Below are 13,145 nucleotides of genomic sequence, written 5' to 3' on the forward strand. Positions count from 1 at the left end.
CTTCCGCCCTGGGTTCGGCCCGACATCTGGGCCAAGATCAAGTTAAGTTGAGCCAGGGATCCATCCCCTGCAAGGATCGTTGGCGGATCCCTGGAAGCTGTCATGGCCCTTGGCAAAAGGAGATGTCCGATGAACCCGCTTTTCCCCTTCAAACTCGGCCTGAGCCTGGTTTTGCTCTTGGGCCCGTTGGCCATCTCTCCCGCCCAAGCGCAGCGGATTGTCATCGACGGGCGAGGGATCGTTGTAGAACCCAGCACAGGTGGCTCGGTGATCCTCAATCCCGACCAGCCGGTCTTTTCTCCAATCTTGCCCTCTGCAGTTCCTTTTTCCATCGATGAAGAAGGCAAGATCGTCTCTGCCCCTGGCTACCGCTGCAGTGCGGCTACTGCTGCCGACAACTCCCCCATCATCTGTCGCTCCCGGTTCAACCGCAACGACGTGGTAGTGTATGAGCGGGACGGCCAATCCAACACCTTCTTCGTAAATGCTGACAACACAGTGATCCGGCCCTCCGGCAGTGGGCTGCGGATTGTGCCCAACCCTGAACCGGCGACTCCCTCGGGTAGCGGCCTGCGCATCATCCTAGACTGAGGGCAGGGATCCCTTCACCTCTTGTCCAGTTGCAACCGCAGCATTTGCTCTGCATCCTAGAGAGGTTTGGCGAAGAAATAGCCCTGGCCATACTCGCAGTTCAACAGCCTCATTGGTGCAGTCGCTGTAGGGTTTCGATCCCCTCGGCAGTGACATCCATTCCCAGGCTGCGGGCCAAGGTGATGATTAGGCAATGGTCTCGGCATTTTCTCCATTCGGCCCCAAGCGCGAGATGAAGGAGCGATCGATTTTCAGGCCATTTTTTCAGGCCATTGATGAGGTAATCCTGCAGGCCCCTGAGAGAGGAGTAGCCTGGGCCGAAGATCAAAACCCCCGCAATTGCGCCAGTTGCTCTGCCGCTAGAAACCGTAGCCTATTTTGCGGTGTGACATACTCCCGCACTCATGCTGACGCAAAGCGCTCCGCGCCGCTAAAGCGAAAGAGTGCGGGCTTCTCAGTGACTCCTGTGAAGGACGTTTCCTGAGCTTTGAGAACGGGATGCCCCACCGCTCTGTATTTGATGTTTATCGCCGCGTTGTGGTCTCGGCCTAGTTCCAGTCCACAATGCGGGCAAGAATGCCATCTGTCTCGAATGGTTTTCGGTACTTTTTGACCGCACTGAGAACAGTCTTGGCTCGTGCCTCTTGGATCCACTGCAATCGCCCTCAGCCCAGCTCTTTCAGCCTTGACTGCGAGAATTTGCAGGAATTGCCCCCACCCAGCGTCATAGATGGATTTCGCTAGTCGGGTTCTCGCAATACCTTTGGTGTTGAGCGCCTCATACGCAATATGCTTCCCTTTGCTTACTAGCTTCTTGGCTACTTTGTAGTGGAAATCTTTACGCTGATTGGCCACCTTGAGGTGTGCCTTAGCCACTCGCCCTAAGGCTTTCTTGCGGCGGTTTGACCCTTTCTGCTTACGGGATAATGACCGCTGCAGCCTCTCCAGGCGCTTTTGGGCGCGGCGGTAATACTGGGGCACTGGGACGGACTCCCCTGTATCAGTCACCAAAAAGGAGTCCAGCCCCATGTCGATCCCTATCGTGTTCTCCAGTGTTGCAGGCTCAGGAGCAAACTCGGGGACGGACGCATCTTGCAGGCTTAATGTCACATACCATCCATCAGCCTTACGGGTGATGGTGGCAGTCTTGATAACAAACCCGTCAGGCAACGGACGGTGCTGAATCAGCTTAATTGCTCCGATTTTGGGCAGATGAATAAACTTCCCTTGAATGCAGTCCTGCTTCATCTGGGGAAAGGTGAAGGAACGATACCGGCCCGCCCCTTTGAATCTCGGCCTTCCTGCCCTCTTGCCGTTACGGTCGCCTTTCAGCCAGCGGTCGAATGCTTTGTGCACCCGCTCTATGCAGTTTTGCAGGACTTGCGAATGGATTGCTTGGTATTCGGGGAACCTTACTTTGGTATTCACCAAGTCTCGTTTTTGGGAGTAGACATCCGGCCTGTCTTTCAGCTCAGGCAAATGACAGATTAAGGGGCAGGCGTTTATATTACAGCGGTTTTGTTCCCACCAGTTAAGCCGCTCTGCCAACCGATAGTTGTACTGCTTGCGCAACAGCTCCAGCCATTGCTCCATCAGGACAACTTGACTGGGCGTAGGCCGCAGGCGGTACTGATAGGCAGTCCTCATCTTAAGCGTACTCAGAAACCGCTACACTGATTATAGCGCCAGCAGGGATTAGCGACCATGAAGCATGATTTTGTTTCCAGCGGCAGAGCTGTATCTGATTTGAAGGCGCACTTGGTCTTAACCACCAAGTACCGTCGCAAGGTATTTACCAGCGAAATGCTGCAGCGATTACATGAAGTTATGTATGACCTTTGCCAAAAGTGGGGTTGCAAACTTATTGAGTTCAACGGCGAGGCAGACCATGTTCATCTGCTGTTCCAGTACTACCCGCAGGTGGATCTGTCCAAATTGGTAAACAACATCAAATCCGTCTCTAGTCGCAGGATGAGAAGCGAGTTTGCGGATTACATCAGCAAGATATACCGGAAAAATGTGCTGTGGAATGAATCTTATTTCATCGCTTCATGTGGTGGGGTAACAGTCTCGGCATTGAGCCAGTACATTGAAAGCCAAGGTACTCCCGCCTCTCATCCCGACCCAAGCGCTCCGCGCCGCTAGCACGTTCGCTTCAGCGGGCCGTAGGCCATACGTCCTACGGACAGAGGGCGGGGCTTCTCGGCGGTTTAGCTAAGGAGATCTTTCGGTGCTGGGGTGGTATTGTTGCCGTCTTTCTTCCAATTCCATCAGGATCTGCTGATGACGCTGCCGGGTGATTGGGTAGAACCACACCAGCAAGATCCCGCCGATCAAAGCCACTCCCGGTAAGGGGCCAATGGCAACGCGAATGGCCAACAAAGCCGATTCCGGCTGGATGGGCAGGGCCTCTCCGGCCACCGAAGGCACGAAGCCGGCCCAATCCAGAGCTTGCCCCACGAAAAACAGTCCCAGCGCCAGGCCCACCTTTTGTAAGAAGACCATAAAAGCGTAGAAGATCCCCTCCCGCCGCTCCCCGGTTTGTAGTTCATCCAGATCGATCACATCCGGCAACATCGACCAAGGGCCGAGATAGGCCGTAGCAGAAACCCCAATGCCGGCCAACAGAGCCAGCCCAATCATGATCCCCTGCTGGCCGGGCTGGAGGAAAAACAAGCCCGCCTGCGAGATCAGCCAAAACCCCGCCCCAATGAGGTACATGGTGCGCTTGTCCAGATGGGTGCTCAGTTGGGTCCAACCGAACAGCGTCAGCACTGCGATCCCCTGTACCGCCAGTACCACCAAGGAAATCCACACCTCCGGCAGGCCCATCCAGAAGACGATGAAATAAGGGATGATTGTGGCTGTGAACTGAAACGCTAGCCAAGAACACAGGTAGATGCCGCTGACAAACAGGTAGGGGCGGTTGCTGAAGGCCACCCGCAGTTGTTGAACCAGGGGCATGGGATCCCGTTGGGATGGATACCGTTCTCGCACCCCCCAAAAACAGATCAGCAAGGGCACAGCCGAGATCACTCCAAAACAGGCTCCGGCCAGCAGATGGCCGGCAGCCCGATCCGGCAGCAGGTTGACCAAGAGCGGAAAGGTAACCACCGCAACCATGCTGCCCCCTACAGAGAAGGCAAAGCGGAATTGGTTGAGCTGGGTGCGCTCGTCGTAATCCTGGGTCAGCTCCGCTGTCAGGGAGGCGTAGGGAATATTGGCCGCAGAGTAGAAGGTATTGAACAAGAGCGACACCGCCAGGTAGTAGGCAAACAGGGGGCCAATCCGACCGGGAAAAGGGATCCACCACTGGGCCAGGAACGTGAGGCCAAAGGGGAGGGCTGCAAACAGCAGCCAGGGGCGGCGACGGCCCCAACGGGTGCGGGTGCGGTCGCTGAGAATGCCGATGATGGGATCGTTGATGGCATCCCAAAAGCGAGTGATGGCGTAGATGCTGCCGGCTAGGCCTGCCGACATGCCAACGGTATTGGTGAGAAAGGGCAGCAGGAAAAAGATGAGGATGTTGGCCGTCATGCCTGTGCCCAGATCCCCCACCCCATAGGCCAGCTTCGTCCACAAACTGAGTCGCTGTCTGGTCATCATGTCCCCCTGGAATGCCAGGATTCCAGTGTAGGGGGTAGGTGGAGATTTCTTTTTTGGGGATCCCTGGAAAAGCTGATCAAAATTCAGGGTCTTCTCCCAGTTCCCGTAGCCGCTGGGCCAGTCGTTCGGCTCGGGAGCGTTCCAATTCTGCCCGCTGCCGTTCCAATTCAGCCCGTTGCCGTTCCAATTCAGCCCGCTGCCGTTCTAGTTCAGCTCCCGTAGGCAACAATTGCCCTGCCCTATCATACCAGCGCACCCAAAAGCGTTCTCGCCCCTCGTAGGATCCCCACCACCGACCGATACTCAAGTCCAAATCGGGCAACAGAATTGGGGGATGTTCTCCAGCGCCTGAGCCGGGGAGCAGCTCATAGTGTCCGCCCTGGAGTTGATAAACATTCAGCTCATCGGTCTCTAGCTCGAAGGTGACGTAGTAGGGGATCCGCAGCCGCCTTTCGTAGAGCTGGAATTTGGCTTGTCCGGGTTTTTCTTCCCCCTGGTCGTTGCAGATGATCTCCAAGATGAGAATAGGCAAGATATTCCCTTCATCCCAAACCACATAACTTTTGCGGGCAGTGCCATCCCGCCAACGGGGAACCCCCAGCACCAGAAACAAATCCGGAACAATGACCTGCCGGGGTAGGGCGTAGTAAAGGCCCATATTGCAAGCCACAAAAAAGTCTTGCCGATCTGACCAGTGCAGCAGCAGCGGTTCCCGGAGGAGGGGGTATTGGCGGCCTTGATCCTCGTTGTCCAAGGGGGTGTCGTCTGTATCGGGCAAGTCGTGCTGGGTGGGCCAGCGATAGGGGGCGATGGTCATGGCCGGGCAGGAGCAGTATGCCTCCACTGTAGCGAATGGGTTAGGACTGCATTTGGCTCATCGCCTCCAGATCCAGCACCTTGGCCACCTGTTCCGGGGTCATCAAGTTGCGCTCTAAGACAATCTGCCGAATGGACTGGCCGGTTTCCAAAGAAGCCTTGGCCACTTCTGCAGCTTGCAAATAGCCGATGTAGGGGTTGAGGGCGGTCACCAAAGCCAGCGTCCCTTCCGCGTAGCCGCGGCAGCGCTCCGGTTTGGGGGTGATGCCTTGAATACAGCGCTCGGCAAAGACCCGCAGGCTGCTGTTCAGAATCTGCAGGCTGTGCAGGAGGTCATAGGCAATCAGGGGCATCATCACGTTGAGCTCAAATTGCCCCGCTTGGGCTGCGAGGGTGATGGCGGTATCCAGCCCAATCACCTGGAAACAGACCATGTTCAACATCTCGGCTATCACCGGGTTGTACTTGCCAGGCATGATGGAAGAGCCGGGCTGCACCGGCGGCAGTTGGATCTCCTTCAGGCCGGTCTTGGGGCCAGAATCCATCAGCCGCAGGTCGTTGGCCAGCTTGATGCCATCTTGGGCCAGGTTGCGCAGGGATCCCGACAGATGCACAAAGGGGGCCATGCTCTGCATCGCCGCCATGGGGTGGGGAGCAGGGGTGAGGGGCAACTGGGTATACTCTGCCAGCCGTTGCACCACCTTTTGCCGGTACTGGGGATGAGTGTTGAGGCCGGTGCCGACGGCGCTTCCCCCCAGCCCCAAGCTGCACAGGGCCTGGCTGGCCTCCTCAATCCAGCGACGGTGTTGGGCAAAGATGGCCGCGTAGGCGCCGAAGCTATCCCCCAGCCGCACCGGCACCGCATCCTGCAAATGGGTGCGACCGGCCTTGAGGATGCCGCGAAACTCTTGGGCCTTCTGCTCCAGCGCCGCTACCAAATTGTCCAGCGTGCCCAGAAAATCCCGTCGCACCCGCAGCAGGGCAGCCAGACGAATGGCGGTGGGGATGACATCGTTGGTGGACTGGCCGTAGTTGACATGGTCGTTGGGGCTGACCCGCTCGTAGCGGCCCTTGGGCTCCCCCAGGATCTCCAGAGCGCGGTTGGCCAGCACTTCGTTGACGTTCATGTGGTGGGAGGTGCCCGCCCCCGCCTGGTACACATCCACCACAAACTGATCCCGCAGGGATCCCTGGAGGATCTCATCCGCCGCTTGGACAATCGCCTTGGCCACCTCTGCCGGAATGCACCCCAGCTCGCCGTTGACCTCCGCCGCCGCCTTTTTAATCAGCACGCAGGCCTCCACATACTCTGGCAGGGGCTTGAGGCCGCTGATGGGGAAGTTCTCCAGGGCACGGGCGGTCTGGATGCCGTAGTAAACCGACTGGGGTAGTTGCCGCTCCCCCATTGAGTCTCGTTCGCTGCGCACCTCAGCCAAGGCTTTTCCTCCCCCGTTCGCGGATCCTTGGGCTAGCTTCCGGCAGCCTTCTCTGAGGGTGTCTCGACGGCTGCAGATAAGTTTTGTAAAGTAGCCTGCAACTGCTGGCTGAGGCGCTCGTTGTTCTCTGCCAAGACCAACACCATGGCCGCACAGGCCAGATGCACCCCCGCTCGAAATTCTGCCGAAGACTTGTACTGGATCAGCGCTTCGCTATCCCCTTCCCGCGGGCTGAGGATGAGCTGAACCGACTTTTGGGCCAACTCTGTCAGTTCCCGTTCCGTTAAACCGAGCTGCACCGCTTCTGCCCTCCCTGCTGGCCGACAAACAACCTTTGATCCCATCAGGATCGCCACTTTGGTATCCTACCGCGGTTGTTGCCCCAATCTGGCAGGATCCCCAAGTGAGCGGGCCTTGACAACTCTTGATAGCTCTAGAAGGAGACGGAAAATGCCGGTTAGTATAGGTGCAGCCTGCCTTGGCCTGCGGGCCAGTGGCCGACTTTGATTGGAGAGTCCAAACTCAGGGTTCGGCACTGCTCCGAAGGGGGCTAGTCCTACTTAGCATTTGTCTTGTGTTGTTATTTCGTTGAGAGAGGAAAACTTGACCGTAGAGCGTCCACCTGACCGCTTCCCCCGCAAGCAGCGCGCAGAGCTGCCGGCTATCAACGAGCGCATCCGCTTCCCCAAAATCCGCCTTATCGATACCGACGGCACTCAGTTGGGGATCATGAGCCCGCGCGAAGCCCTGCGCCTGGCAGAAGAAAAAGATCTGGACTTGGTCTTGGTGAGCGAAAAGGCCGACCCGCCCGTCTGCCGCATCATGGACTACGGCAAGTTCAAGTTTGAGAAGGAGAAGAAAGAACGGGAGGCCCGCAAGAAGCAACACACTGCCGAGATCAAGGAAGTGAAGTTTCGCTACAACATCGGCGAGCACGACTACAACGTGCGCCTGCGCAGCGCCCAACAGTTCTTGGGGGATGGAGACAAGGTGAAAGCCACGGTGATGTTCCGCGGTCGTGAGGCCCAGCACGCCGAGTTAGGGGAAGAATTGCTGCACCGCTTGTTCAAAGACTTACAAGAAGTGGCGGAAATGCAGCAGCCCCCCCAAAAGGAAGGGCGAAACATCACGATGATTCTCTCTCCCAAAAAATCGGTCTGAGGAGGGATCCCACCCATGCCCCTTGCCGTTGGGGATCCGGCTCCGGAGTTCACCCTGCCCGATGCCGAGGGCAATCCCATCAGCTTGAGCCAGTTGCGGGGCCAGCGGGTGGTGCTCTATTTTTACCCGCGGGACAACACCCCCGGCTGCACCCAAGAAGCCTGCGGCTTTCGGGATGCCTACGCTGACTATCAAGCCCACGGCATCGCCATCTTGGGGGTGAGCGCCGACGATGCCCGTTCCCACCAAAAATTTGCCCAGAAGCTGCAACTGCCCTTCCCCCTGTTGGTGGATGAGGGGGCCAAGGTGGCCAGGGCTTACGGGGTCTATGGGCCGAAAAAGTTCATGGGCAAAGAGTACAACGGCATTCACCGCACCACTTTTGTTATTGATCCGGAGGGGAAGATCGAGGCCGTTATCACCAAGGTCAAGGTGGAAACCCACGCAGCGGAGCTGCTCAAGCAGTTGACTGGCTCTTAGGCTTTCCGGTGGGAGTTCGGCAGACCTGCTGCTGGGCTCGTTGTTCTGGAACCTGAGCCAAGACGGGAACGAAAAGAGCAAAAAAAGATGTAAAGTGCCGGTATTGATTCCTCGTGGGCTAGGGCCGTGTCCCGACGCAGCCGTACCCTCAAGTCGATTCACGACAGCTACCAAATGTTGGGTTTGGCCGGCCAAGGGCAGTACGGGCGTGTATTCTGTGCCCGTCCCCGTCAAGGAGGAGACCTGGTGGCCCTGAAGGAGCTGCCGGCGGAGCGCTTTCCCACCCAAAATCTGCTGCGGGAGCTGCGCCATCTGCTCACCCTGAACCACCCCAACATTACCCGCTGCTACGCCCTCGAACATGCCCGCGAAGGTCGCTACCTGGTGTTGGAGTACTGCGAGGGAGGCACGCTGCGGGAGCTGATCGACCAGGTGGAGCAAGGGCTGTGGCTGCCGGTCAAGCAGGTTTTGGGCTTTGTGGATCAGATTTTGGCCGGGTTAGATCATGCCCACCGGCAGGGGGTGATCCACTGCGATGTCAAGCCCGAGAACATCCTGCTCAAGCCCACGCCCCAGGGCTGGCAACTGAAGCTGACAGACTTTGGCATTGCCCGCCACTCCCAGCCTCTTCCTGATGAGATCAGCGCCACCGGATCCCCTGCCTACATGGCTCCCGAGCGCTTCTACGGTCAGTTTAGCCCTGCCTCGGATCTCTACGCGGTGGGGATCATCCTGCTGGAGCTGTTGACAGGCCGGCGGCCTTTTTCCGGATCCCCCGGCCAGTTGATGCACGCCCACCTCAACCAGCCGTTTGTCTGTCCCGAAGGGATCCCTGCCCCGCTGCGGGAGGTGCTGGAGATAGCCCTACGCAAGTTGCCCTTGCGGCGGTTCCGCACTGCTGCCCAAATGCGGTCGGCTTTGGCGGTGGTTGCCCAAGAGTGGCAAGAGCCGGCCAGTTGTTGGGTTGGCCCTCGCCTGCCCAGATGGCCGCCCCCTGGGGTACAGGTTTGGGATCTGCCGGATCTGGGCTCTGTTGACACTGGCGGGATGGAGTTCCTGGCCGAGCAAAAGTTCTGCATCTGCGAGGATCCCAGCGGCTCCAGATCCCCGCTGCTGTTGCGGGTGACCCCCCAGAGGCTGGAATGGCTGGAGCTCCAGAACCTTGCCCTGGGATCCCCTGCTTTGGCCCGTTTTTCCCTGGACGAGCCAATTCGGGCGGTGCTGCCCTTGAACACCTTCCCGGAAGCCCTGGCCTTCTCCCGAAGCAGCCTTTTGCACCTCAGCCCCAGCCGCATCCGCACCTTGCTCAGCTTTGAGGAGGATTGGCAGGCCACCTGGCTGGCAGAGCGACAGGAGCTGGTCTGGGCCACCGCCCAAGAGTTGGGGGCCGTACAATGGCAGCCGGCCACGTCGACAGGAACACAGCCTTTCCCCGATTCCCGCTGCTATTTTCGTTGGCCTTGGCAGGGATCCCTGTCCCGCTTGCTGGCCCTCTCGGAGCATCTGGTTTTGTTGACAGGTGTGGGGCAGCAGTGGGTGGAGATGAGCCTCTTGCCCTATCCCAAGGGACACCATCCCACTGTCGCGACCGGCTGGTCTCTGCAGACGGGATCCCAGCCCATTCGCTATCGCCTGCCCTTGGATCCCCAAGGGGGGGTGATCAGCTTGGGAGAACGGTTGCTCTTTGCGGCAACAGATGAGGGAAGGGAAGGCCAGCAAGGTTGCTGCCCCTATCTCCACTCAGTGCAGGTGAATCCGCTGCGGGTGCGCCGCTGGTTCTTGAAAGGGCAACCTGTCCAGATGGCCAAGGCCCCTTGGGGCGTGCTGCTGCTGTGTCGAGAGGGCGAGCAATCCACTTCCCTCTGGCTGTACAGTGAAAAAGGGGATCCCTTGGCCCAAGTAGCTGTGCCTAACGGCTCACAGGTGTTGCAGGTGGGCCAAAGGGGCAAGATTTGGCTGCAGGTGCCCAAAGCAGAGAAATCTCACCTGTCTCAGCTTTGGCAATTGGATCTGAACTGCTTGCCGGTGAGTGGACAGCCTTCCCAGGTGATGCTGTGCGACCCAGCGATCTAGAGTTTCGCCAAGGACTCCGTCCCGCTGTCGCGACCGGACTCGGCCAGAACCGCTATCAGCCCTAAGATCAAGTTTGAAGATCAAGTTTGGCCAGATGCCCGGCCAGCTCTGCTGGGCTGTGGACCAGGGGAGTGGTGATCTGTCCAGCCTGTTGGAGAACAAGCATGAGTCAGTATCTGCCGGAACCTGCTGCTGTGGAGGAGGATCCCAGCTTGTTGGTAGAGCGGCTGCGCCGCAAAGAGGGCCGGTGGCTGGATTGGGCCAAGGCCTGTCAAGCTTTGCAACGACAGAAAATGACTCCCCAGGCCATCTTCGAGGCAACCGGGTTTGAGCCCATTCACCAAAACCAGATCATCGTTGCGGCCCAAGTTTACGAAGGGATAGCCAAAGCAGGAGCCAGCCCAGCAGTTCTGGAGCATTTTGCCCACAAAGGTAGCGATATCCTCTACGAGTTGCGCATTCTCTCTCCACAGGATCGGGTTCGGGTGGCGGAATTTATCTTCAGTCGCCATTTGCATGCCGCTGATGCTCATGAGATCGCCCGCGCCGTGAAAAATTATGCCCAGCTCCAACAGCTTCCGGAAGGGTTTACGGATCACCCTGGCGATGCGGTAGCCTATCAAGCCTGGCGGACGGCCCAGCAAACCCGCGATCTGCAGGAGCGAACTCGCGCTATCGGTCGAGCATTTCAGTATGTCCACAGTGATACAGCCCGCCGACAGGTGGAGCAGCTCTTGTCCACGATTGCCACCAGCTCCCGCCCCCAACGCAGCGTTTTGCCCAAGCTGTCCGTGTTTCGCTTGGAAGAAGATCTGCCGCGACTGCTGCCGGTGGCCGGATCCCTGCCTCTTGCAACTGCCGCCTGGGAAGGGATCCCCCCCAGCGAGCCGCAAGGGCCCTTTGGCTGGGTCAACAGCCCGGCGGAGCAGACTTGGATGGCCTTGCCTGCTTGGCCGGTGATTCAAAAGGCCGGGGATCCGGTGATCCTTCAGGTGGAAAACCGGCTTTTGGGATCCCTGTTGGGTTTGCCGGTGCCTGCCGGTGAAGAACAGGATCCGGTTTTGCTGGTGGTCGATCGCGCCGCTCGGGTTTGGGAGGGAGCTCAGATGGCGGGATTTTTCCTGGTGGATCGGGCCGGATCCCTGGCGGTGGAGTGGATAGAAGACTCGCCCTCCTCTCCCCTGTTGGGCCAGGTGCTGATGGCCGTGCGCCCCCCGCGGGTTTTCGATGAGGTGCTGGCTCAGGATCCCTGGCAGTTGGAAGAATAGGCGTTGGGATCCCGCCGTTGTAGCCATTCGTGCTAGTGGTGCAGAGCACCGCGCCTGGACTCGCCCCCATGGCCTCACCCATGGCCTCAATTGAGCAAGGCCAAGTTATCCCGGTGGACGGCAGTATCAACCCCTTCGTAGCCCAGGATGCGGGGAATCTCGGCGGTTTTTTTGCCCTTAATCTGCCGCAGCTCCTCGGCGCTGTAGTTCACCAGGCCCCGCGCCACCTCCTGGCCGCTGGGATCGCACAGGCGCACGGCAGCCCCCGCCTCAAACTCCCCAGAAATGGCTGTGATCCCTGCCGGCAACAGCGAGCGCCCTTGCTCGCACACCGCTCGTACCGCCCCCTCATCCAAAGTCAAAGATCCCTCGGGGATGAGGCCGTAGGCAATCCATCGCTTGCGGGCGCTGGCGGGCTGAGGAGCCGGATCAAAGCGGGTGCCGATGGCCTCGCCGGCCAGAATTGCCGGGATCTGCTCAGGCCGTTTGCCATTGGTGATCACCACCGTTACCCCTGCAGCTGTAGCAATTTGAGCAGCGGTCAGTTTGGTGGCCATGCCGCCGGTGCCCCAGCCGCTTTTCCCCTGGGCTTCGGCCTTCACCTGTAGCGGGATCCCGGGCAACACCCGCTCAATGGGCTGGGCAGAGGGATCTCGGTTGGGGTCAGCCGAATAGAGCTTGTCCACATCGGTGAGCAGGATAAGCCACTTGGCCTGCACCATGCTGGCCACTAACGCCGAAAGCGAGTCGTTATCGCCGAATTTCAGCTCCTCCACTGCCACCGTGTCGTTTTCATTGACGATGGGAATAACCCCCATCTGCAGCAGTTGGGCAAAAGTGCGATTGGCGTTCACGTAGCGGCTGCGCTCCACCAGATCGCCGCGGGTGAGCAGCACTTGGGCAATTGGCTGGTTCAGAGCCGAGAAGAGGTCATCGTAAAGGCGGATCAACCGCCCCTGTCCCACCGCAGCCACCGCCTGCTTCTCGGCAATAGCCGTCGGTCGTTGCCGCCAGCCAAGGCGAGCACAGCCCACCCCCACCGCCCCAGAGGAGACCAAGATCACCGCATACCCCTGCCTGCGCAGGTGGGTCAGCACCTCCACCAGCGGCCCCAACACCGAAAGACGCAACAAGCCGGTCTGAGTATCTGTCAGGCTGGAGGTGCCGATCTTCACCACCACCGTCACGTCTGTTGTTGCCATCGCCGCTCTCAACCCATCCTCCCACCCCTCTATTCACCATAGCGCCACCATAGCGGAGTCAAGACGCAGCTGTATTGACCAAAAGGCGCGGCAAGCCCCGTCCTTCAGGGCAGGGAAGGATAGCGCCGACCGTAGCCGACGCCCTTTAAAAACGCAGTGCCGGCCATGTGAATATCGTTGTCATCACGCATAGGTCAAGAATACGATTGAGCGGTGCAACGACTTCAAGCCTTCAAGTACGAATTGCTGCCCAACGGCCAGCAGGAACGGCAGATGCGCCGCTTTGCTGGCTCCTGCCGGTTCGTCTACAACAAAGCACTGGCGTTGCAGAAGGAGCGTCACGAGCAAGGTCAGAAAAAGCTAGGCTATGCGGGCTTGTGCCAGCTGCTCACCGCGTGGCGCCACAGCGCAGATACGGCGTGGCTGGCGGATGCGCCGGTGCATCCGCTGCAACAGGCGCTCCAGGATTTGGAGCGAGCCTACAGCCACTTCTTCGCCCAGCGCGCCGGCTT

13 protein-coding genes are annotated in these 13,145 nt (G+C 59.0%); 7 read left to right on the forward strand and 6 right to left on the reverse strand.

The annotated features are described in order from the left end of the window. The first annotated feature begins 129 nt into the window (after positions 1 to 129). Positions 130 to 591: a hypothetical protein gene (locus ACVWZJ_RS11560; protein WP_011432182.1), complete on the forward strand. Its 462-nt coding sequence runs from the start codon at positions 130 to 132 to the stop codon at positions 589 to 591. 402 nt (positions 592 to 993) lie between these two features. On the opposite strand, the gene ACVWZJ_RS11565 is transcribed toward ACVWZJ_RS11560, so the two are convergent. Next, positions 994 to 2,238: an RNA-guided endonuclease InsQ/TnpB family protein gene (locus tag ACVWZJ_RS11565; protein WP_011432181.1), complete on the reverse strand. Its 1,245-nt coding sequence runs from the start codon at positions 2,236 to 2,238 to the stop codon at positions 994 to 996. Between the two features lie 57 nt (positions 2,239 to 2,295). Here ACVWZJ_RS11565 and tnpA point away from each other — a divergent pair, with 57 nt between their 5' ends. Beyond that, positions 2,296 to 2,736 (forward strand): IS200/IS605-like element ISSoc10 family transposase, encoded by a 441-nt coding sequence (tnpA, locus tag ACVWZJ_RS11570; protein WP_011432180.1) that lies wholly within the window; start codon positions 2,296 to 2,298, stop codon positions 2,734 to 2,736. Between the two features lie 69 nt (positions 2,737 to 2,805). On the opposite strand, the gene ACVWZJ_RS11575 is transcribed toward tnpA, so the two are convergent. From ACVWZJ_RS11575 to ACVWZJ_RS11590, 4 genes are all read right to left on the reverse strand, one after another. Next, positions 2,806 to 4,194 carry an MFS transporter gene (locus ACVWZJ_RS11575; protein WP_011432179.1) on the reverse strand — a complete coding sequence of 463 codons (1,389 nt, stop codon included), beginning with the start codon at positions 4,192 to 4,194 and terminating at the stop codon, positions 2,806 to 2,808. Between the two features lie 79 nt (positions 4,195 to 4,273). Next, entirely contained in the window at positions 4,274 to 5,014 is a 741-nt protein-coding gene (locus ACVWZJ_RS11580) for a Uma2 family endonuclease (protein ID WP_011432178.1), read from the reverse strand. 40 nt (positions 5,015 to 5,054) lie between these two features. Next, a complete protein-coding gene (locus ACVWZJ_RS11585; RefSeq protein WP_457396139.1) occupies positions 5,055 to 6,440 on the reverse strand; it encodes an aspartate ammonia-lyase in 1,386 nt (461 codons plus the stop codon). A gap of 41 nt (positions 6,441 to 6,481) precedes the next feature. Continuing rightward, positions 6,482 to 6,793 (reverse strand): hypothetical protein, encoded by a 312-nt coding sequence (locus tag ACVWZJ_RS11590; protein WP_011432176.1) that lies wholly within the window; start codon positions 6,791 to 6,793, stop codon positions 6,482 to 6,484. A gap of 310 nt (positions 6,794 to 7,103) precedes the next feature. Here ACVWZJ_RS11590 and infC point away from each other — a divergent pair, with 310 nt between their 5' ends. From infC to raf1, 4 genes are all read left to right on the forward strand, one after another. Further along, entirely contained in the window at positions 7,104 to 7,610 is a 507-nt protein-coding gene (infC, locus tag ACVWZJ_RS11595; protein WP_457388865.1) for a translation initiation factor IF-3, read from the forward strand. Positions 7,611 to 7,625: 15 nt separating this feature from the next. Further along, positions 7,626 to 8,090 (forward strand): thioredoxin-dependent thiol peroxidase, encoded by a 465-nt coding sequence (bcp, locus tag ACVWZJ_RS11600; RefSeq protein WP_011432174.1) that lies wholly within the window; start codon positions 7,626 to 7,628, stop codon positions 8,088 to 8,090. Between the two features lie 126 nt (positions 8,091 to 8,216). After that, complete coding sequence (locus ACVWZJ_RS11605; RefSeq protein ID WP_238376869.1) at positions 8,217 to 10,163, forward strand: serine/threonine-protein kinase; 1,947 nt, start codon at positions 8,217 to 8,219, stop codon at positions 10,161 to 10,163. 164 nt (positions 10,164 to 10,327) lie between these two features. Then, the gene (gene raf1, locus ACVWZJ_RS11610; protein WP_011432171.1) at positions 10,328 to 11,431 is read left to right on the forward strand and encodes a RuBisCO accumulation factor 1; all 1,104 of its coding nucleotides are present in this window, start codon (positions 10,328 to 10,330) and stop codon (positions 11,429 to 11,431) included. 86 nt (positions 11,432 to 11,517) lie between these two features. Here the strand turns inward: raf1 and proB are convergent, their stop codons facing one another. Beyond that, positions 11,518 to 12,633, reverse strand: coding sequence for a glutamate 5-kinase (gene proB / locus ACVWZJ_RS11615; protein ID WP_041436197.1), 1,116 nt, complete (start codon positions 12,631 to 12,633; stop codon positions 11,518 to 11,520). 213 nt (positions 12,634 to 12,846) lie between these two features. On the opposite strand from proB, the gene ACVWZJ_RS11620 reads away from it, so the two are divergent. Then, positions 12,847 to 13,145 (forward strand): helix-turn-helix domain-containing protein (locus ACVWZJ_RS11620; protein WP_457396137.1); only part of this gene is annotated, 299 nt, incomplete at its 3' end.

The sequence above is a fragment of the Thermostichus sp. OS-CIW-29 genome, assembly GCF_054058195.1.